Origin of the sequence: Streptomyces noursei, from assembly GCF_016917755.1 — a bacterium.
GTDB classification, from domain to species: domain Bacteria; phylum Actinomycetota; class Actinomycetes; order Streptomycetales; family Streptomycetaceae; genus Streptomyces; species Streptomyces yunnanensis.
In genome coordinates this window covers 3,939,702-3,960,663 of the sequence record NZ_CP070326.1, presented here as the reverse complement: position 1 = coordinate 3,960,663, position 20,962 = coordinate 3,939,702, and the positions used below count along the sequence as shown (strand labels likewise).

The 20,962-nt window shown below is 74.2% G+C and carries 14 protein-coding genes and 1 pseudogene; 8 read left to right on the top strand and 7 right to left on the bottom strand.

Annotated features, from left to right (window positions below; translation table 11 throughout):
- Positions 1 to 94 precede the first annotated feature (94 nt).
- Positions 95 to 2,941 carry a discoidin domain-containing protein gene (locus tag JNO44_RS17390; RefSeq protein ID WP_205365132.1) on the top strand — a complete coding sequence of 949 codons (2,847 nt, stop codon included), beginning with the start codon at positions 95 to 97 and terminating at the stop codon, positions 2,939 to 2,941.
- 84 nt (positions 2,942 to 3,025) lie between these two features.
- Positions 3,026 to 7,189, top strand: coding sequence for an ABC transporter ATP-binding protein (locus JNO44_RS17385; protein ID WP_205365131.1), 4,164 nt, complete (start codon positions 3,026 to 3,028; stop codon positions 7,187 to 7,189).
- 91 nt (positions 7,190 to 7,280) lie between these two features.
- On the opposite strand, the gene JNO44_RS17380 is transcribed toward JNO44_RS17385, so the two are convergent.
- The 5 genes and pseudogenes from JNO44_RS17380 to JNO44_RS17360 form a co-directional block, all read right to left on the bottom strand.
- On the bottom strand, positions 7,281 to 7,838 hold the full coding sequence (locus JNO44_RS17380) for a CGNR zinc finger domain-containing protein (protein WP_205365130.1): 558 nt from the start codon (positions 7,836 to 7,838) through the stop codon (positions 7,281 to 7,283).
- Positions 7,839 to 7,917: 79 nt separating this feature from the next.
- Positions 7,918 to 8,112 (bottom strand): annotated as a pseudogene (locus JNO44_RS17375) (ABC transporter ATP-binding protein); the annotation flags it as partial.
- Between the two features lie 87 nt (positions 8,113 to 8,199).
- A complete protein-coding gene (gene abc-f / locus JNO44_RS17370; RefSeq protein ID WP_205365129.1) occupies positions 8,200 to 9,834 on the bottom strand; it encodes a ribosomal protection-like ABC-F family protein in 1,635 nt (544 codons plus the stop codon).
- Between the two features lie 365 nt (positions 9,835 to 10,199).
- Positions 10,200 to 10,391 carry a hypothetical protein gene (locus tag JNO44_RS17365; protein ID WP_205365128.1) on the bottom strand — a complete coding sequence of 64 codons (192 nt, stop codon included), beginning with the start codon at positions 10,389 to 10,391 and terminating at the stop codon, positions 10,200 to 10,202.
- Positions 10,392 to 10,503: 112 nt separating this feature from the next.
- Positions 10,504 to 11,568: an alpha/beta fold hydrolase gene (locus JNO44_RS17360; RefSeq protein WP_205365126.1), complete on the bottom strand. Its 1,065-nt coding sequence runs from the start codon at positions 11,566 to 11,568 to the stop codon at positions 10,504 to 10,506.
- A gap of 294 nt (positions 11,569 to 11,862) precedes the next feature.
- On the opposite strand from JNO44_RS17360, the gene JNO44_RS17355 reads away from it, so the two are divergent.
- The 3 genes from JNO44_RS17355 (at position 11,863) to JNO44_RS17345 (ending at position 14,514) form a co-directional block, all read left to right on the top strand.
- On the top strand, positions 11,863 to 12,393 hold the full coding sequence (locus JNO44_RS17355) for a cupin domain-containing protein (RefSeq protein WP_275695753.1): 531 nt from the start codon (positions 11,863 to 11,865) through the stop codon (positions 12,391 to 12,393).
- Positions 12,394 to 12,432: 39 nt separating this feature from the next.
- Positions 12,433 to 12,999: a TetR/AcrR family transcriptional regulator gene (locus JNO44_RS17350; RefSeq protein ID WP_205365124.1), complete on the top strand. Its 567-nt coding sequence runs from the start codon at positions 12,433 to 12,435 to the stop codon at positions 12,997 to 12,999.
- Positions 13,000 to 13,095: 96 nt separating this feature from the next.
- Entirely contained in the window at positions 13,096 to 14,514 is a 1,419-nt protein-coding gene (locus tag JNO44_RS17345) for a S28 family serine protease (protein WP_205365122.1), read from the top strand.
- 116 nt (positions 14,515 to 14,630) lie between these two features.
- Here JNO44_RS17345 and JNO44_RS17340 read toward each other — a convergent pair whose 3' ends face one another.
- Complete coding sequence (locus tag JNO44_RS17340) at positions 14,631 to 16,451, bottom strand: glycoside hydrolase family 3 protein (RefSeq protein ID WP_205365120.1); 1,821 nt, start codon at positions 16,449 to 16,451, stop codon at positions 14,631 to 14,633.
- Between the two features lie 189 nt (positions 16,452 to 16,640).
- The gene (locus JNO44_RS17335; RefSeq protein WP_205369974.1) at positions 16,641 to 17,501 is read right to left on the bottom strand and encodes a sugar phosphate isomerase/epimerase family protein; all 861 of its coding nucleotides are present in this window, start codon (positions 17,499 to 17,501) and stop codon (positions 16,641 to 16,643) included.
- Positions 17,502 to 17,785: 284 nt separating this feature from the next.
- Between JNO44_RS17335 and JNO44_RS17330 the strand changes: the two genes are divergently transcribed.
- Genes JNO44_RS17330 through JNO44_RS17320 form a run of 3 tightly spaced genes read left to right on the top strand, consistent with a single transcriptional unit; the run spans position 17,786 to position 20,939 of the window.
- Positions 17,786 to 18,934, top strand: a complete 1,149-nt coding sequence (locus tag JNO44_RS17330; RefSeq protein WP_205365118.1) for a Gfo/Idh/MocA family protein — start codon at positions 17,786 to 17,788, stop codon at positions 18,932 to 18,934.
- A complete protein-coding gene (locus tag JNO44_RS17325) occupies positions 18,931 to 20,067 on the top strand; it encodes a dihydrodipicolinate synthase family protein (protein ID WP_205365116.1) in 1,137 nt (378 codons plus the stop codon). Before JNO44_RS17330 ends, JNO44_RS17325 begins: the two co-directional genes overlap by 4 nt.
- Entirely contained in the window at positions 20,064 to 20,939 is an 876-nt protein-coding gene (locus tag JNO44_RS17320) for a sugar phosphate isomerase/epimerase family protein (protein WP_205365114.1), read from the top strand. The genes JNO44_RS17325 and JNO44_RS17320 overlap by 4 nt, the downstream gene beginning before the upstream one ends.
- Positions 20,940 to 20,962 lie beyond the last annotated feature (23 nt).

Sequence of the window (20,962 nt, the reverse complement as noted above, 5' to 3'; positions counted from 1 at the left end):
ATCTTCGGCCCGTAGCGTGCGCAGACGTTGGACAGAGCCGAGGCTGGGTCCGTGCCTGGGAGCGCGGTACCGGCCGTGCGGGGACGGAGCAGCCATGGACCACACGGAGCGGACGCCGCAGCGGGCCGCGCGGCACGACGGCGCGGAACGCCACGACCCACCCACCGCCCCTCCCGACGGCTCCGGCGGCGCCCGCCGCCCGCGCGGACCGCTCGCCGCACTGCTCGCCGGCACGCTGATAGCGGCCCTGGCCCCGGCCACCGCGACCGCCGCGGACGCCCGGCCCGCCCCGGACGCCGCCCGGCAGCCCTCCTGCACCGCCGACGGCTGGGCCCCCACCGCCACCGCCATCGACCCCCAGGACAGCCACCACGCCTACGTCGGCAACGGCTACCTCGGCCAACGGGTCCCGCCCAACGGCATGGGCTACGCCGCCCCCGGCGGCACCACCGGCTGGCCCCTGAAGACCCCCGAGTACGACGGCTCCTTCGTCTCCGGCCTCTACGCCAAGGGCCCGGCCGACCTCCAGGGCCGCCAGGCGATAGCCGCCCTCCCCACCTGGACCACCCTCGACGTCACCGCCGGCGGCCCGCACGCCGAGACGTTCTCCTCGGCCACCGCCCCGGGCCGGATCAGCCACTACCGGCAGACCCTCTCGCTGCGCTGCGGCTTCGTCCGCACCTCGCTGACCTGGACCGCCGCCGACGGCCGGGCCACCGACCTGGTCTACGACGTGCTCGCCGACCGGGCCGACGCGCACACCGCCGCGGTCCGCCTGCGGATGACGCCCCACTGGAGCGGCGAGAGCACCGTCACCGACACCCTCGACGGCCGCGGCGCCCGCCGGCTGCGCCCCGACGGCCCGGCCCCCGGCGCCCGCGCCGAGCGACCCGGCACGGTCTCCGTCGGCTTCCGCACCGACGGCACCGGGACCGCGGGCGCCGTCGCCTCCACCCTGCGCGCCGGGCCCGGCGTACCGGACGCCCGGCCGCGCGCCGGGGCCACCGGCTCCGCCGCCACCGCCGCCGAGTCCCTCAGCGCCCACCAGCGGCTGACCTTCCCGGTCCGCCGCGGCCACTCCTACGAGCTGACCAAGTACGTCGGCGTGGACACCGCGCTCACCTCCCGCGGCCCCCGCGCCGCCGCCGAGACCGCCTCCCGCCGGGCCGCCGAGCGCGGCTGGTCCGCGCTGTCCGCCCGGCACCGCGCCGCCTGGCAGCAGCTGTGGCGCAGCGACATCGAGGTGGCCGGGCAGCCCGAGCTCCAGTCCTGGGTCCGCTCCGCGGAGTACGGACTGCTGGCCGCGACCCGCCCCGGCAGCACCAACAGCATCGGCCCCACCGGCCTGACCAGCGACAACTACGCCGGCGAGATCTTCTGGGACGCCGAGACCTGGATGTACCCGGGGCTGCTGGCCACCCACCCCGACCTCGCCCGGTCGATCGTCGACTACCGCTACCGCACCCGGGACGCCGCCCGCGCCAACGCCCGCCGCCTCGGCTACCAGGGGCTCTTCTACTCCTGGACCAGCGGCGGCAGCGGCGACCTGTGGACCGAGTGCCACAGCTGGGACCCGCCGCACTGCAAGACCCAGAACCACCTCATGGGCGACATCTCGCTGGCCGCCTGGCAGTACTACCTCGCCACCAAGGACACCGCCTGGCTGAAGTCCCGCGGCTGGCCCGTCCTTGCGGGCATCGCCGACTTCTGGGCCTCCCGCGCCACCCGCAACGCCGACGGCAGCTACTCGATCAAGAACGTGGCCGGCCCGGACGAGTACAGCAACGGCGTCGACGACGCGGTCTTCACCAACGCCGGCGCCGCCACCGCCCTGCGCGACGCCGCCCGCGCCGCCACCCTCCTGGGCGAACCGGTCCCCGCCGCCTGGCGGACCGTCGCCGACAAGCTGCGGATCCCCTACGACGGCAACCGCAAGATCTTCGAGCAGTACGCCGGGTACAAGGGGACGACCATCAAGCAGGCCGACACGGTGCTGCTGATGTACCCCCTGCAGTGGCCGATGACCCGGCAGCAGGCCGCCGCCACCCTCGACTACTACGCGGCCCGCACCGACCCCGACGGCCCGGCGATGACCGACTCGGTGCACGCCATCGACGCCGCCGCCCTGGGCGAACCCGGCTGCGCCACGTACACCTACCTCCAGCGCGCCATCAGGCCGTTCGTCCGCGGGCCGTTCGCCGAGTTCTCCGAGGCCCGCGGCGCGAAGGCCGGCGCCGGCGACCCGCACGCCGGCCGCCCCGCCCAGGACTTCCTCACCGGCAAGGGCGGCTTCCTCCAGGTCTTCACGCACGGCCTGACCGGCCTGCGGATGACCGAGGACCGGGTCCGCCTGGACCCGATGCTGCCGCCGCAGCTGTCCGCCGGCGTCACCCTGCGCGGCCTGCACTGGCAGGGCCGCACCTTCGACGTCGCGCTCGGCGCCCACCAGACCACGGTCCGGCTCACCGCCGGCCCCGCCCTGCCGCTCGCCACCCCCGAGGGCGACAAGCTGGTCAGCCGCGGCGTCCCGGCCGTCCTCAAGACCCGCCGCCCCGACCTCGCCGCGACCACCGACGTCGCCCGGTGCGCCACCGCCACCGCCACTTCCGAGGAGCCCGGCCTGTACGCCGGCGCCGCGGTGGACGGCAACGCCACCACCGCCTGGGTCCCCGACGCCGCCGACGGCACCCTCACCGTCGACCTCGGCCGCACCGTCACCGTCGGCCGGATCACCCCGCACTGGACCGCCACCCGCCCGACGTCCTACGCCGTCCAGGTCTCCCGGGACGGCCGGCACTGGACCGGCACCGGCGGCGCGGGCCGCGGCCCCGCCCGCTACGTCCGCGTCGTGGTCCACGGCGACACCCGGCCGGCCCCCGGCGGCAAGCCCGCCCCCCGTCCGGGCCTCAGCGAGCTGGAGGTCACCAGGGCGACGCCCTGACCCCGTCCCGCACCGGGGGCGGCCGGATGCGTCCCGCCGATTTGTTACGGCGGGATGAAATCGGCCGCCCCCGGTGTTGGTTCCATGCGGCAGACGACGCATGGGAGGCATCGGGTGGCGGGGACGGACACGGCACGACAGGGTTGGGCCCGGCGACTGACCCGGGACTGTTTGCGGTACCGCAAGGACGTGGTGCTGGCACTCGGCGCCTCGCTCGCCGGGATGGCCGTCCTGGCCCTCGTCCCGCTGATTCCCAAGCTGATCATCGACGACGTGATCGTCCGGCACGAGCGGGCCCTCGCCCCCTGGGCCACCCTCCTGATCGTCGCCGCCGTCGTGGTCTACGCCCTCACCTACCTCCGGCGCTTCTACGGCGGCCGGCTCGCCCTGGACGTCCAGCACGACCTGCGCACCCGCATGTTCGACGCGATAGCCCGGCTCGACGGGCGACGGCAGGACGAGCTGAGCACCGGCCAGGTCGTCGGCCGCGCCACCAGCGACCTCCAGCTCATCCAGAGCCTGCTGTTCATGCTCCCGATGATGATCGGGAGCGTCCTCCTCTTCGTCATCTCGCTGGCCGTGATGGCGGTCCTCTCCCCGCTGCTGACGGTCATCGTGCTGGCCGTCGCCCCGGCCCTGTGGTTCATCGCCCGGCGCAGCCGCACCCGTCTCTTCCCCGCCACCTGGTACGCCCAGGGGCAGGCCGCCGAGGTCGCCTCCGTCGTGGACGGCGCGGTCTCCGGCGTCCGGGTCGTCAAGGGCTTCGGGCAGGAGGAGCAGGAGACCGGCAAGCTCCGCGAGGTCGGCCGCCGGCTGTTCGCCGCCCGGCTGCGCACGGTCCGCCTGAACTCCCGCTACACCCCCGCCCTCCAGGCCGTCCCGTCCCTCGGCCAGGTCGCGATGCTGGCGCTCGGCGGCTGGATGGCCACCCAGGGCCACATCACCCTCGGCACCTTCGTCGCCTTCTCCACCTACCTCGCGCAGCTGGTCGGCCCGGTCCGGATGCTGGCCATGATGCTCACCGTCGGCCAGCAGGCCCGCGCCGGCGTCGAGCGGGTCTACGAGCTCATCGACACCGAGCCGACCATAGAGGAGCACCCGGACGCGCACGCCCTCCCCGCCGACGCCCCGGCGACCGTCGTCTTCGACCGGGTCACCTTCGGCTACGGCCCGCACCACACCCCGGCCGGCGACGATGCGGCCGGCGAGGCCGCCCCGGGCGAGGAGCCCGCCCGCCAGCCGGTCCGCCCCGTGCTCGACGCGTTCTCGCTGCGCATCGACGCCGGCGAGACGGTCGCCCTGATCGGCACCTCCGGCAGCGGCAAGTCCACCGTCTCGCTGCTGCTGCCCCGCTTCTACGACGTCACCGCCGGCCGCGTCCTGGTCGGCGGCCACGACGTCCGCGACCTCACCCTGGAATCGCTGCGCGCCGCCATCGGCCTGGTCCCCGAGAGCAGCTTCCTGTTCTCCGACTCCATACGGGACAACATCGCCTACGGCCACCCCGAGGCCACCGACGAGCAGATCCGCGCCGCCGCCCGCGCCGCCCAGGCCGACCGCTTCATATCCGAGCTGCCCCAGGGCTACGACACCAAGGTCGGCGAACAGGGCCTGACCCTCTCCGGCGGCCAGCGCCAGCGCGTCGCCCTGGCCCGTGCCATCCTCACCGACCCCCGGCTGCTGGTCCTGGACGACGCCACCTCCGCCGTCGACGTCCGAGTCGAGCACGAGATCCACGAGGCGCTGCGCGGCGTCATGGCCGGCCGCACCACGCTCCTGATCGCGCACCGCGCCTCCACCCTGGCGCTCGCCGACCGGGTCGCCGTCCTCGACGGCGGCCGGCTGGTGGACCTCGGCACCCAGGAGGAGCTGGCCGAGCGCTGCGCCCTCTACCGCCGGCTGCTGACCGACCCGGAGGAGCTGGGCGGCGTCCCGCACGACCCGGCGGGCGAACTCGCCGGATGGGATCTCCCCCGCGCAGGGGAGTCCCCCCGCTCGAACCGAGCGGAGAGTGGAGAAGGAGCCGAGAGCGCGGGGCACTTCGGCGGCGAGTACGCCGCGTCCGGGACCACCGGCCTGCTGACGCCGGGCCCGGCCGGCGACCGGCCGCACCCCGGCGCCGCCGTCCCGCACCGCCGCGAAGCCCTGGTCGACGTCGACCAGGACGAGCCCGTCGACCCCGCCCTCGCCACCGCCGCCACCGGCGGCATCACCCCCGAGCTGTGGGTCCGCCGCGAGCAGGAGGCCGAGCAGGGCGCGGCCAGTACCGCCGCCCGCACCGCCACCGCCGCCGGCCCCGGCATCGCCGCCGCGGTGGCCGGCAGCCCGGCCACCCCCGAACTCCTCGCCCAGGTCGCCGCGCTGCCGCCGGCCACCGACACCCCGGACGTCGACGAGGCCGCCGCCCTCCGCGCCGAGCGCTCCTACGGCCTGCGCCGGCTGCTGCACGGCTTCGGCCGGCCGCTCGCCCTGGCCCTGCTGCTGGTCGCCGTGGACGCGGTCGCCTCGCTGCTGCTGCCGGTCCTCATCCGGCAGGGCATCGACGACGGCGTCCGGCGCGGAGTCCTGGCCGGCGTCTGGACCGCCGCCGGGCTCGCGCTGGCCGTGGTCGTCGCCCAGTGGGGCGCCCAGATCGGCGCCAACCGCATGACCGGCCGCACCGGCGAACGGGTCCTGTACGCCCTCCGCCTGAAGATCTTCGCCCAGCTCCAGCGCCTCGGCCTGGACTACTACGAGCGCGAGCTGACCGGCAAGATCATGACCCGGATGACCACCGACGTGGACGCGCTGTCCACGTTCCTCCAGACCGGCCTGGTCACCGCCGTCGTCTCGGTGCTCACCTTCTTCGGCATCCTGCTCGCCCTGCTCGCCCTCGATGTCCAGCTGGCCCTGGTCGTCTTCGCCACCCTCCCCCCGCTGGTGCTCGCCACGTACGTCTTCCGCAAGCGCAGCGTCCGGGCGTACGAGCTGGCCCGCGAGCGGATCAGCACCGTCAACGGCGACCTCCAGGAGAGCGTCGCCGGACTGCGGATCGTCCAGGCGTTCCGCCGCGAGGGGCACGGCGCCGAGCGGTACGCCGCGCACAGCGACGCCTACCGACAGGCCCGGGTGCGCGGCCAGTTCCTGATATCCGTCTACTTCCCGTTCGTCCAGCTGCTGTCGTCGGTGGCGTCCGCCCTGGTCCTGATCGTCGGCGCCGACCGGATCGGCGGGCACACCCTCACCGTCGGCGCGCTGGTCGCCTACCTCCTCTACATCGACCTGTTCTTCGCCCCCGTCCAGCAGCTCTCCCAGGTCTTCGACGGCTACCAGCAGGCAACCGTCTCGCTCGGCCGGATCCGCGAACTCCTCGCCCAGCCCACGTCCACCCCGGCCGCCGAGCAGCCCCGCCCGGTCACCGCGCTGCGCGGCGACCTCGCCTTCGACGACGTGCACTTCCACTACGGCGACCACGACGAGCAGGCCCTGGCCGCCATCGACCTCACCATCCCCGCCGGGCAGACCGTCGCCTTCGTCGGCGAGACCGGCGCCGGCAAGTCCACCCTCGTCAAGCTCGTCGCCCGCTTCTACGACCCGACCTCCGGCGCGGTCCGGATCGACGGCACCGACCTGCGCGAGCTGGACCTGACCGGCTACCGCCGCCGGCTCGGCGTCGTCCCTCAGGAGTCCTACCTCTTCCCCGGCACGGTCCGCGACGCCATCGCCTACGGCCGCCCGGACGCCACCGACGCCGAGGTGGAGGCCGCCGCCCGGGCCGTCGGCGCGCACGCCATGATCGCCACCCTCGACGGCGGCTACCTCCACGAGGTCGCCGAGCGCGGCCGCAACCTCTCCGCCGGCCAGCGCCAGCTGCTCGCCCTGGCCCGGGCCGAACTCACCGACCCCGACGTGCTGTTGCTCGACGAGGCCACCGCTGCCCTGGACCTGGCCACCGAGGCCGTCGTCAACCAGGCCACCGACCGCCTCGCCGGCCGCCGCGCGGCCCACCCGTCAGCTCACGCGCGCACCGCCCGTCGCTCCACGGCGGGCTCCGGCGCCCGCACCACCTTGATCGTCGCCCACCGCCTCAGCACGGCCGCCCGCGCCGACCGGGTGGTGGTGCTCGACCGCGGCCGGATCATCGAGGACGGCACACACGCCCAACTCCTCGCCCGCGACGGCCGCTACGCCGAGCTGTGGCGGACCTTCACCGGCGAGGCGGGGGCACCCCCGCCGAAGGCAGGGGGAGAGCCGGTCACCGTGTCCTAGCCAGGGCCTGTCGTGTCCGTGACCGCCGACACCGCCGACACCGCCGACACCGCCGACACCGCCGACACCGCCGACACCGCCGACACCGCCGTCACCCCGTGGTGGCGGCGGTCTTCCTGCGGGCGCGGTACGCGGCGGCCTTGATCTTGTTGCCGCAGGACTCCATGCCGCACCACTGGCGCCGGCTGCCGCGCGAGCGGTCGAGGTAGACGCGGGTGCACTCGGGGTTGCCGCACTCCTTGAGCAGCGGGACGTCCGGGCCGCTCAGCAGTTCCACCGCGTGCCGGGCGACGGCGGACAGCGCCTCGCGCTGCGTCGCCGCCGTCCAGCGGCCGGAGTGGGTCAACCGGGGCGCCGCGGGGGCCCGGTGGGCCGCGTCGTTGACCACGGCCAGCGCCTCGTCGTCGAAGTCCGTGCCGCGGCGCCGGGCCGTGATCAGCCGGTAGACGGCCTCCCGTACGGTCGTGGCCCGTTCCACGTCGGCCCGCCGGGCGGGCGAGACGGAGTCGACGAGGCCGGACTCCAGGTACCACGCGTCCAGGCGGTCCGGCGTCGCGAACATCTCGAACCGCGCCGTGCGGCGGGCCCGGAGCGTGGCCGCGAAGTCCAGCGCCGGGTTGCCGCACACAAAGACATGATCCAGGTTCACGTCACCATCTTGACGGGTGACCCGGGTGCTCGCAAGGAGCGCCGTCGGGGCCGCCGGGCCCGCCCTCCGCGGTGCTCAACCGGATCTCGCGGCCCGCTTCGGGCGCGTTGGCACCGGCGGGGATCCGCAGCGGCGGCGTCTTGCCGTCGCCGTTCTCGCCGATCAGCCCGATGCGGTGGCCGGGCGAGGCGGTGAGGCCGACGCCGTCGAGGACCCTGTGGGTGCCGAGGGTGCCGAGAGTGCCGAGGGTGCGGACGAGGTCGTGGGCGAGCAGGGCAGGGGGTGCATGGTGATCCGTCCGGCGTGGTCGTCTCCGGGCCCACCGGGTGCGAAACCTCGGGCGTGGCGGCACGGCGGCGGCTCAGGCGTGCGGTGCCCCGGTCTCCGTCAGCTCGCCGTCGGCGACCCGCAGCCACCGGTCGACGCCGATCCGTTCGAGGAACGGCTCGTCGTGGCTGACCACCACGAACGCGCCGCGGTAGCACGCCAGGGCGCTCTCCAGCTGGCCGGCGCTGACCAGGTCGAGGTTGTTCGTCGGCTCGTCCAACAGCAGCAGCTGCGGGGCGGGTTCGGCGCACAGGACGCAGGCAAGCGTGGCGCGCAGGCGCTCGCCGCCGGAGAGCACGCGCACCGGCAGATGTGCCCGGGGGCCGCGGAACAGGAAGCGCGCGAGCAGGTTCATCCGCTCCGCCTCCGGCCGGTGCGGGGCGGACGCCGCGAAGTTCTCAGCCACGGTGCGGTCCGGGTCGAGCAGGTCCAGCCGCTGCGACAGGACCGCGATCCGCCCGTCGGCGCGCTTGATGCTCCCGCCGTCCGGGGCGAGGCCGCCGGAGAGCAGCCGCAACAGGGTCGTCTTGCCCGCGCCGTTGGGGCCGGTGAGCGCGATCCGCTCGGGCCCGCGGATCGTGAGGTCCACGCCGTCCGCCGCGAACAGTTCCCGCCCGCCGCGTCGGATCTGCATCCGCTCGCCCAGCACGACGGTGCGTCCGGCGGGGACGTCGGTGTCGGGCAGCTCCAGGACGAGCCGCTGCTCGTCCCGCAGGGCGCGCCCCGCCTCGTCGAGCCGGGCCTGCGCCTCGTGGACGCGGGTGGCGTGCATCTGGCCCGCCCGGCCGGCGGACTCCTGGGCGCCGCGCTTCATGTTCCCGGCGAAGATGCGCGGCAGGCCGGCGTTCTTGAGGTTGCGGGCGGCGTTGCTCGCGCGGCGGTCGGCCCGCTCGCGGGCCTGCTGCAGCTCGCGCTTCTCCCGCTTCAGCTCCTGCTCGGCGTTGCGCACGTTCTTCTCCGCGACCTCCTGCTCGGCCCGTACGGCCTGCTCGTACTGGGTGAAGTCGCCGCCGTACAGCCGCAGTTCGCCGCGGTCGAGTTCGGCGATGCGCTCCATGCGGTCCAGCAGGGCCCGGTCGTGGCTGACGAGCAGCAGCGTGCCGTTCCACTCCGAGAGCACGTCGTAGAGCTTGTGGCGGGCCGCCAGGTCGAGGTTGTTGGTCGGTTCGTCCAGCAGCAGCACGTCGGGGCGCTTGAGCAGTTGCGCCGCCAGGCCGAGGCTGACGACCTGGCCGCCGCTGAGCGTGCCCAGGGTCCGGTCGAGGGCGAGGTGGGCGAGGCCGAGCCGGTCGAGCTGGGCGCGGGTGCGCTCCTCGATGTCCCAGTCGTCGCCGATGGTGGTGAAGTGCTCCTCGCGCACGTCGCCGGACTCGACGGCGTCGATGGCGCGGATCACCGCGTCGACGCCCAGGACCTCGGCCACCGTCGGTTCGCCGGTCAGGGGGAGGGTCTGCGGGAGGTAGCCGATCGTGCCGTGCACGCTCAACGACCCTGCCGTGGGGCGCAGTTCACCGGCGATCAGCTTCAGCAGGGTGCTCTTGCCGGAGCCGTTGGGTGCCACCAGGCCCGTACGGCCGGCGCCGACGGTGAAGGACAGGCCCGCGAAGACCGGGGTGTCGTCGGGCCAGGAGAAGGCCAGCTGGGAGCAGATGACGGAAGCGTCGGACATGGGGATGACCTCATGAGGGAAAGCGGGCAGGGCGCTCCAAGGGGGCAACCGCGACAGGGAAGCAACCGCGATACGGAAACCACCGCGATACGGAAACCATCGGGCGAAGGGCACTGCGCCGGAGACAGGGGAAAAGGGGACGGCGAGATGACCACGACGGCCGCACTGCCAACGGTGCGCCTGCCGGTGGTCGATCAGATCCGGGTCTCACCCGGAGATGTCGTCGTCACCCACCATGTCTGGACTCCTCTACGAAGGATCACTGCCGCGGCCACCGTACCAGGCACCGCGAGGCCGCCCGAAAGGCTTTTCCGTCGCCGCCGCCGCGAGGGCCCGCGGCCCCGTGCGGCGGCGGAGGGCGCGCTTCAGAGCACCATGTCCCACGCCAGGCAGGAGAGGATCTCCCCGGCCCCTGGGGTGCCGACGTCGCGCTCCGGGCCCCTCGGCGAGGCCGCCTTGGTCCCGATCATGTCCTCGCGGGCGATCCGCTCGGGCAGTGCGCCGAACCGTGCGCGGCGCACCGCCGAGCCGTCGTCCTGCGTGCTGCGGTCCTGCATCGTCGTCCTCCCGCTCCTTCGGTTGTCTGCGGCGCGGCCCGACTCGCCCGCCGCGCCGGGCGATTCCGTGCGGAAGCGTGTCCGCACGGTGTCCTTCTGTCCGTCGCCCCCGTCAGAGGCGGTCGGCGTCGAGGACGGCCCGGGCGAACGCCGCGGGTGCCTCCTGGGGCAGGTTGTGGCCGATGCCCTTCAGGGTCCGGTGCTCGTACGGGCCCGTGAACCGGTCCCGGTACGCGGATCCGCCGCCCGGCACGGTGAACGGGTCGAGCTCGGCGTCCAGCGTCACCGTCGGCACGGTGATGGCCGGGCGGGCGGCGAGCCGCTCCTCGTGCGGCTCGTAGCGCCGTTCGCCCTCGGCGAGGCCCAGCCGCCAGCGGTAGTTGTGGATCACGACGGCGGCGTAGTCCGGGTTCTCGAAGGCGGCGGCGGTGTGCTCGAAGGTGGTGTCGTCGAAGTCCCATGTCGGGGACACGGTGTCCCAGACCAGCCGCGTCAGGTCGTGCCGCTTGGCCTTGTCCTCCATGGCGAGCCGGCCGCGTTCCGTGGCGAAGTAGTACTGGTACCACCAGGCGTGTTCGGTCGCCGGCGCCAGCGGTCGGAGGTTCGCCTCCAGGTTGACGACGAGGTAACCGCCCACCGACACCAGGGCTTTGCAGCGCTCGGGCCACAGCGCCGCGATGATGTCGGCGGTCCGGGCTCCCCAGTCGAATCCGGCGAGCACCGCCTTCTCCAGCCCCAGCGCGTCCATCAGGGCGACGGTGTCGAGGGCGAGGGCCGCCTGCTGTCCGTTCCTGAAGGTCCGGGGGGAGACGAACCGCGTCGAGCCGTGGCCGCGCAGATAGGGAACGATCACCCGGTGGCCCTCGGCCGCCAGTAGCGGCGCCACCTCGACGAAGCTGTGGATGTCGTACGGCCAGCCGTGCAGGCAGATGACCGGCGGCCCGTGCGCCGGCCCCACCTCGGCGTAGCCGATCTCCAGCAGGCCGGCCCTGATCCTCTTGAGCGGGGGGAACGCGCCGCGCCCGCGGGGACCGGCGGTGGTCCCGGCGGCCGTGCCGGCCGGCTGCTCCGGCACGGCCGCGGCATGCGCCGACCCCGACGTCCCCGCCAGGGTCGCGACGACCGCACCGCCGGCCCCCAGGCCGAGCGCCTTGCCGAACGTACGCCTGTTGATCATGTGAAGCCCTCCGTGCGTCTCGAAGTGCCGGCCCGCGGTCTGCGCCTCGCGGGAGATTCCACGCGCACCGGGGTTCCGTTGACCGCCATGGGCGTGCCCGACGACTGTGGCACAGCATCCGTCACCGGTCAAACAGGTGACGCACGCCAACTCGAAGCATGCCAGGGGAGTTTGATCGCCGCTTCTGCCCGGAAAAGATGCGGCTCCCTCTTGCGCTCGCCCGTGTGGGGACGGCACTCTATCGAGGCAGAAAGAACGTTCGTTCTTCCTGGAAGTCCGTCAGAACGGAGCCCGATGATGATCGACCGCCGCGCCCTGATCCGTAACGCCGGCGCAGCCGCCGGTGCCCTCGGTGTGACCGCCCTCGTCCCGTCGGTCGCCGCCGCCGCGGCCCCCGGCGCCGGCCCCGGGGACACCCACCCGCACTGCCCCGGGGACCACACCCACCCCACGGGACCCGTGGACCCCACCGATCCGACCTCCGGGGTCACCCGGACCGTGCTCCAGCGCCACCCCTCTCCCGTCGAGGGCTGGGAAACCGTCCAGACCCTGGTGCAGATCCCCACGGGCAAGGAGTCCGGCCGGCACAGCCACCCCGGGGTGGAGGTCGGCTACCTCGTCCGCGGTGACGTGCTGATGGTGTTCGACGACGGCCAGGTCCTGCGGCTGCGTACCGGCGACCCGTTCTTCATCCCCTCCGGCGCCATCCACAACGCCCGCAACGTCGGCCGGGAAACCACGATGATGCTGTCCACCTACGTCGTCGACGAGACGAAGCCTCTGGTCACCACCTACGGGAACGGACCCGCGAAGTCCCGCCCCTGACCGCCCGAGACCCACCGCCCCTTCCCTACCCTGGTGCCCATGACCACGGGAGCCACCGAGAGAACCCACCCCAGAGAACGCCTGCTGGACACCGCGGGGCGGCTGTTCTACGCGCAGGGCATCCAGGCCGTGGGGGTGGAGCAGCTGGTCACGGAGGCGGGGGTCACCCGGGCGACCTTCTATCGCCACTTCTCCAGCAAGGACGGGCTGGTCGTCGCCTATCTGGAGGCCCGTGGGGCACGGGTGGAGGAGGCCGTGGCGGCCATCCTCGCCGCCCATCGGGGCCGTGCCGCCCTGCTCGCCCTGATGGACATGATCGGCGACAACCTCTGCCAGCCGGGGTTCCGCGGCTGCGGCTTCCTCAACGCCGCCGCGGAGTTCCCCGATCCCGCGCACCCGGCGCGCGTCCACATCGCCGAGCACCGCGGCTGGTTCCACGGCGTGCTGCGCACCGTGGTCCGCGACGCCGGCCACCCCGACCCCGAGCGCGTGGCCCGGACCCTGGTCCTCCTGCGGGACGGGGCGATGGTGGGCGGTGCTCTCGACGACCCCCGCGCCATCAGGGCGACACTGCGCGAGGCCGCGGAGAACCTTCTGGCGTCATGACCGCAGATGATCCGCCGCGCCCCAATGGGGGCTGGTGGCGGCCCCGCCGCGCAGATAGGTTCGGCCCGACCTTTTGACACCCCAAGGGGAGGGCCCATGCGCAAGGGCAAGAGAAGACTGCTGACGCTCGCCGTACTGTTATGTGCGACGAGCGTCAGCGCACCGGCGGGGGCGGCCACCGCCGCCGGACCGGGCGGCCCGGACATCAAGGACCGGATCCTCGCGATCCCCGGGATGCGCCTGATCGAGGAGAAGCCGGTCGACGGCTACCGCTACTTCGTCCTCGACTACGCCCAGCCGGTCGACCACCGGCACCCGGAGAAGGGCACCTTCCAGCAGCGGCTGACCCTGCTGCACAAGTCGGTGGACCGCCCCACGGTGTTCTTCACCTCCGGCTACAACGTCAGCACCACGCCGTCCCGCAGCGAGCCCACAAAGATCATCGACGGTAACCAGGTCTCCCTGGAGTACCGTTACTTCACCCCGTCCCGCCCGGTGCCCACCGACTGGAAGAAGCTGGACATCCAGCAGGCCGCCACCGACCAGCACCGCATCTTCCAGGCGCTGCACACGCTCTACCCCAAGAACTGGATCGCCACCGGCGGCAGCAAGGGCGGTATGACGGCCACCTACTACCGCCGCTTCTTCCCGCACGACATGAACGGCACCGTCGCCTACGTCGCCCCCAACAACACCGACCGCGACGACACCGCCGCCTACGACCGCTTCTTCGCCACCGTCGGCACCCCCAAGTGCCGCGCCGCCGTCGGGAAGGTCGAGCGCGAGGCGCTGCTGCGCCGCGACGAGATGGTCAACCGCTACGAGAAGTGGGCCGGCGAGAACAAGCGCACCTTCACCCTCGTCGGCAACGCCGACCGGGCCTACGAAGTCCTCGTCACCGACCTGGTCTTCGGCTTCTGGCAGTACCAGCCCGCCGAGACCGCCTGCGCCGAGGTGCCCGCGCCCAACGTCACCACCGACGCCCTGTGGACCTGGATCGACAAGGTCGGCGGCTTTGACTCCTACACCGACCAGGGCATGGAGAAGTTCCAGCCGTACTACTACCAGGCGGGCACCCAGCTCGGTGAGCCCAAGTACCACTACGCCAACCTGCGCGGCCTATTGCGCTACCCGGGCATCAACAACTCCCGCAGCTTCGTGCCCCGCGAGATCCCGATGCGGTTCGACCGGCGCGCCATGCCGGACGTCGACCGCTGGGTCCGGCACCACGCCACGCAGATGATGTTCGTCAACGGGCAGTTCGACCCGTGGAGCGCCAAGCACTTCGAACTCGGCCGCGGCGCCCGGGACTCGTACCTCTTCACCGTCCCCGGCGGCAACCACAGCGCCAACATCGCCAAGCTCAAGGACGCCGACCGCACCAAGGCCACCGCCGAACTCCTCGGCTGGGCCGGCCTGCCGGTGCCCGCGGGCGGCCGGGCCGTCGCCCAGGCCCCGGACAACAACGCCCTCGACCGACCCGAGCTCTCCCCGCACATGACCCTGCGGCCGTAGGCCCGTACCGCGTCGCAGCCGGGGCATCCCGTGTGCGACGTGCCGCGCCGGGGCGTGCGCCCTCCGTCCGAGCGGAGGGCGCACGCCCGCCGGGCCCCGATGCCCCGGCGACCCGCTCAGTACCGCAGCCCGTGCCCGATCTGGTACAGCGCGGTCTGCGGCGCGTCCGCGCGCATTATCGGCACCGGCAGCCGGCCCACCGGAGCCCGCCGCCCGGCGATCACCCGGGCCGCGGCCCGCAGCTCCACATCCGTCCACGAGTAGCTCGCCAGTGCCGCCGGCACCTCGTCCAACAGGGCGATGTCGTACGGATTGCGGACCGCCAGTTGCACCACCGGCTTCCCCGTGGCCAACAGCTCGGCGACCAACGTCCGTTGCGCCGACGACACGGTGACGTTGTACGTGGCCACCACCACCGCGTCCCGCCCGGCCAGCGCCTGCCGCGCCCGGGCGATCACCGCCCGGGACGGCGCCATTCCGGTGGACAGCGCGGTGGCCTCGAAGCCCAGCCGGGTCAGCTCCTCGGCCAGCACCCCGGTGGGCGGGCCGCCGGTGCCGGACGGCGCGTCCGGGTCCACCCCCACCACCAGCAGCCGGCCGGTCCGCCGCCGGGACAGCGGCAGCAGCCCGTCGTCGTTGCGCAACAACGTCGTGGTGCGGTCCGCGATCCGGTCCGCGGCGGCGCGGTGGGCCCGCACCCCCACCACCCGGTCCACCTGCTGCCGGGAGGTGTACGGGTCGGCGAACAGCCCCCGGCGCTCCTTGAGCAGCAGGATCCGCAGCAGCTTGGCGTCGATCTCCCGCTCGCTCAGCTCCCCGTCCCGCAGCGCCCGGACGACCGCGCCGTGCGCGACGGACAGGTCCGGCGGGTTCAGCAGCTGGTCCACCCCGGCCTGCAGCGCCAGCACCGGCACCCGGCGGTCCCCGTATTTCACCCGGACGCCCTCCATGCCCAGCGAATCGGTCACCACCACCCCGTCGTAACCGAGGCGCTCCCGCAGGATCCCGGTGACGATCGGACGGGACAGGGTCGCCGGGTCGCCACTGGGGTCGAGGGCCGGCACCACGATGTGCGCCGTCATCACCGAGTCGATCCCGGCGGCGATCGCCGCCTTGAAGGGCGGCGCGTCCAGCCGCTCCCACTCCTGGGCGGAGTGGTGGATGTACGGCAGCCCGACGTGGCTGTCGGTGTCGGTGTCGCCGTGCCCGGGGAAGTGCTTGGCGCAGGCCGCCACCCCTGCGCCCTGGTAGCCGTGCACCTGGGCCGTGACCATACGGGCCACGGCCTGTGGGTCGGCCCCGAAGGACCGTACGCCGATGACCGGGTTGGCGGGGTTCACATTGACGTCGGCGTCCGGCGCGTAGTCCTGCCGGACGCCCATCGCGAGCAGTTCCTGCCCGGAGATCCGCCCGGCCGTGCGGGCGTCCTCGACGGAGCCGCCGGCGCCCAGCGCCATCGCCCCGGGCAGCAGCGTCGCGGGTGTCCCGATCCGCGCCACTATCCCGTGCTCCTGGTCCGTGGAGATCAGCACCGGGACGGGGACCCGCAGGTCGGCGGCGGCCTCCTGGATGCCGTTGGACAGCTCGGCGACCTGGTACGGGTCGCGGGTGTTGTGCGCCCAGCCGAAGTAGATGATCCCGCCGACGTGGTACGTGGCGATCAGCTCGGCGGCGTTGGAGACGCCGAGCTCCTTGCGGTTGGCTTCGGCGTCGGCCGGGTCGGGGTCGGTCGCGGAGTGCCCGTAGACCCGCATCACGAAGAGCTGCCCGGCCTTCTCCTCCGGTGTCATCCGGGAGATGAGCCGGCGCAGCCGATCCAGGGTGGCGCGCGAGGGCGGTGGGGTGGGGGAGGGGGCGGCGTGCGCGGCGCCGGTGCCCAGGGTGGCGGCCGCGGCCGCCGCGGCGGCGGTGGTCAGGACGGTACGTCTGGAGTGCATCTGCGCTCCTTCCGGGGGGGCTTCCTCGAACATGTGAAGGAAACTTCCAAGGAGACACGGATAGCCGGAAAACAACTGCCGGTCAACGACGGCGCAGCACGGCGCCGCCCAGCGATTGCGGGCCGGGCCGCGGTGTGGTGCGGGCCCCCGCGGCGGCCCCGGACGTCCGCCGGAGAGGTGCCCGGCCGGTCAGCCGCCGCCGGCGGCCCCGCCCCGGCTGCCGTGCCCGTCCCGCCCGTCGGCCCCGTCGGCCCCGTCGAGCAGCCGCGCCAGATACGCCCGGCCCGCCGCCAGCAGTCCCGGGAGCTCCGCCGCCCGCGGATACCACCGCTTCTCGTACTCCCAGCACAGCCACCCGCCGGCCCCCGGCCCGAGCGCCGCCACCACCTCCGGCAGCGGCAGCACCCCCGCCCCCAGCCGAAGCGGCGTCAGATCCGCCGCCGACGCCACGTCCTTGACCTGCACATATCCCAGATGTCGGCCCAGCGCGGCCCGGGTCACCGCGGGCGCCTCCCCACCGAGCCAGCTGTGCAGCACGTCCCACACCGCCCCCACGTGCGGATCGTCCACCGCCTCCAGGATCCGGGCCGCCGCCACACCGGTGCGGTGCGAGTCATGGGTCTCCAGCAGCACCCGCACCCCGCGCTCCGCGGCCAGCGGCGCCACCGCGGCCAGCCGCCGGACCGCGTCCGCCTCCGCCCGCTCCGCCGGACGGCCGCCGCCACCGGGGAAGACCCGGACGTACCGGGCCCCCACATCGGCGGCCAGCAGCACCAGTTCGGCCAGCTCGTGCGCCAGCTCCGCCTCCGCCGCGGCGTCGGAACACTCCGCCGCGACCTTCGCGTACCCGGCGACGGTCAGGACCTCCACACCCGCGTCGGCGAACTGCCCGCGCACCGCCGCCCGTTCCCGTACGCCCAGCAGCGGATGCACCGGCTCCTCGGGGTGCGCCCGCAGCTCCACCCCCTGATAGCCGCACGCCACGGCCAGCCGCACCACGTCGCCCACCGGCATCCCCGGCACCCCGAGGGTGGCGAACGCCGGCCGCATCCCCATCGGGGCGTCGACGACGTACTCCGGCTCCGCCACCGCCATCACACCCTCCCGAACGCCTCAACGACCGCCGAGCGGCACCCTTGTTGGCGACCTGCCACGCAGGCTAGCGTCCCCTCTCGGGGAAAGCGCTCACTGTCCACAGGCACCCCTCCGCACACCCCTCCCCCGCACCACCCGGCACGCCCCCCGCGGCGTTCCGCAGCCGCCCCACCTGCCCCACCTGCCCCACCCGCCACCCCGCACCCATCCCACCCGCCGAGCGCGAGAGAGGTCGGGCCGTGACCCGCAGGACCGTACGCATCGCCATGAACGGCGTGACCGGGCGCATGGGCCACCACCAGCATCTGGTCCGCTCCCTCCTGGCCCTGCGCGACCAGGGCGGACTCCCGCTGGACGACGGCACGGTGATCTGGCCGGAACCGGTGCTCGTCGGTCGTTCCGCGCCGCGGGTCCGGGCGCTGGCCGACCGGCACGGCCTCACCTGGAGCACCGACCTGGACGCCGTCCTCGCCGACGGCGGCATCGAGATCTACTTCGACGCCCAGGTCACCGCCGCCCGCGAGCCGGCGGTGAGGAAAGCGATTGCCGCCGGGAAGCACCTCTACGTGGAGAAGCCCACCGCCACCGGCCTGACCGGGGCCCTGGCCCTCGCCCGGCTCGCCCAGGAGGCCGGCGTCAAACACGGCGTCGTCCAGGACAAGCTCTTCCTGCCCGGGCTGCGCAAACTCCGCCGCCTCCTGGACGGCGGCTTCTTCGGCCGGGTCCTGTCCGTGCGGGGCGAGTTCGGCTACTGGGTCTTCGAGGGCGACTGGCAGCCGGCCCAGCGCCCCTCCTGGAACTACCGCGCCGAGGACGGCGGCGGCATCGCGTCCGACATGTTCCCGCACTGGGAGTACGTGCTGCACGAGCTGTTCGGGCCGGTCCGCGCCGTCCAGGCCCGGGTGACCACCCACCTCCCGCGCCGCCGGGACGAGTCCGGTGCCCCCTACGAGGCCACCGCCGACGACGCGGCCTACGCCCTCTTCGAACTCGACGGCGGCGTCCTCGCCCAGATCAACTCCTCCTGGGCGGTCCGGGTGCACCGCGACGAACTGCTGGAGTTCCAGGTCGACGGCACCGAGGGCTCCGCCGTCGCCGGGCTGCGCCGCTGCCGCGTCCAGCACCGCGCCACCACCCCCAAACCCGTCTGGAACCCCGACCTGCCGTCCACCGAGCCGTTCCGCGACCAGTGGCAGGAGGTGCCCGACAACGCCGAGTTCGACAACGCCTTCAAGGCGCAGTGGGAGCTCTTCCTCCGGCACGTGGTCGCCGACGGTCCCTGGCACTGGGACCTCTGGGCGGGCGCCCGCGGCGTCCAACTCGCCGAACTGGGCCTGCGCTCCTCGGCGGAGGGCCGCCGGCTGCCCGTACCGGAGCTGACCCGGTGACCGTCCCGGACCCCCCGAACCCGCCGGCCCTCTCCGGGAGGACCCCGCAGCCGCGCTCCCGCAGGGTCTTCGCCGCCGCCCATGTGGTCGCCGACCCGCGTGCCGACACCACCCCGGACGGCCCGGCCGCCCTCGACTGGGAGGCCACCCTCGCCTTCCGCCACCACCTCTGGGCGCACGGGCTGGGCGTGGCCGAGGCGATGGACACCGCGCAGCGCGGCATGGGCCTGGACTGGCCGTGCGCCGCCGAACTGATCCGCCGCACGGCCGCCGAGGCCCGCACGGTCGGCGGTCGCCTGGCCTGCGGCACCGGTACCGATCAACTCCCGCAGACCGGAGCCACGTTGGCCGACGTCCGGGCCGCCTACGAGGAACAGCTCGCTCTGGTCGAGGACGCCGGGGCCCAGCCCGTCCTGCTGGCCTCCCGTCAGCTCGCCGCGCTCGGCGCCGCCCCGGACACCTACCGCGACCTCTACGGGCACCTGTTGCGCCAGACCACCCGCCCGGTGATCCTGCACTGGCTCGGCCCGATGTTCGACCCGGCGCTGGCCGGCTACTGGGGCGGCCCGGACCTCGACGCCGCCACCGAGACGCTCCTCGGCATCATCGCCGACAACCCCGCTGCGGTGGACGGCGTCAAGGTCTCCCTCCTGGACGCCTCCCGGGAAGTCCGGCTGCGCCGCCGGCTCCCTCGGGGAGTGCGCTGCTACACGGGCGACGACTTCCACTACCCGGAACTGATCGCCGGCGACGCCCACGGCTTCAGCGACGCCCTGCTGGGCGTCTTCGACCCGCTCGCCGCGCTGGCCGCCGCGGCGGTCCGCCGCCTGGACGCCGACGACCCGGCCGGCTTCCGCGCCGTCCTGGACCCGACCGTCCCCCTGGCCCGTCACCTCTTCCAGCGCCCCACCCGCTACTACAAGACCGGCGTGGTGCTGCTCGCCTGGTTGGCCGGGCACCAGTCCCACTTCACCATGGTCGGCGGCCTGCAGGCGGCCCGCTCCCTGCCCCACCTGCGCCGCGCCCACGAACTCGCCGCCGCCCTCGGCCTGTTCCCCGACCCGGACCTGGCCGCCGCGCGGATGCGCGCCCTGCTGGCCGTCCACGGCGCCGAGGAGGCGAGCACCCCGTGACGAGCAGCGAGGCGTCCCTCCTCGCCCGCCTGAGCCTCAACCAGGAGACCATCCGCCAGTGGTCACTGCCCGAACTGGCCGACGGCTGCGCCCGGGCGGGCCTGCGGGGCGTCGGCCTGTGGCGGGCACCGGTGCGCGCCTACGGGCCGGGGGCCGCCGCCCGCCTCGTACGGGACGCCGGGCTGGCCGTCACCAGCCTCTGCCGGGGCGGCTTCTTCACCGCCGAGGACCCGGCGGAGCGCAGGGCGGCCCTGGCGGACAACCGGGCCGCCGTGGAGGAGGCCGCGACTCTCGGGACCGGCACCCTGGTCCTGGTCTCGGGCGGGCTGCCGCCCGGCAGCCGGGACCTCCCCGGCGCCCGGGAGCGGGTCGCCGACGCGCTCGCCGAACTGGCCCCGTACGCCGCCGAGCGGGGCGTCCGGCTGGCCCTGGAACCGCTGCACCCGATGTACGCGGCGGACCGGTGCGTGGTCTCCACCCTCGCCCAGGCCCTTGATCTGGCCGAGCGGTTCCCCGCCGACCAGGTGGGCGTGGTGGTGGACACCTACCACCTGTGGTGGGACGACACCATCGACGCCCAGCTCGTCCGGGCCGGCGGCTCGGCCCCCACCACGGGCGCCGAGGCCGTGCCCGGCAGGATCGCCGCCTTCCAGCTCGCCGACTGGATCACACCGCTCCCGGAGGGCGTCCTGCTGGGGCGGGGGCAGTTGGGCGACGGCGCGGTGGACCTGCGCCGGTTCCGTGCGGGCGTCGACGCGGCCGGCTACCGGGGCCCGATCGAGGTGGAGATCTTCAACCCGTCCCTGTGGTCCCGCGACGGCGCCGAGGTCCTCACGGAGGTCATCGCCCGCTTCACCGCCCACGTCGCCTGACCCGTGCCGCGCGCCGTGCGGCC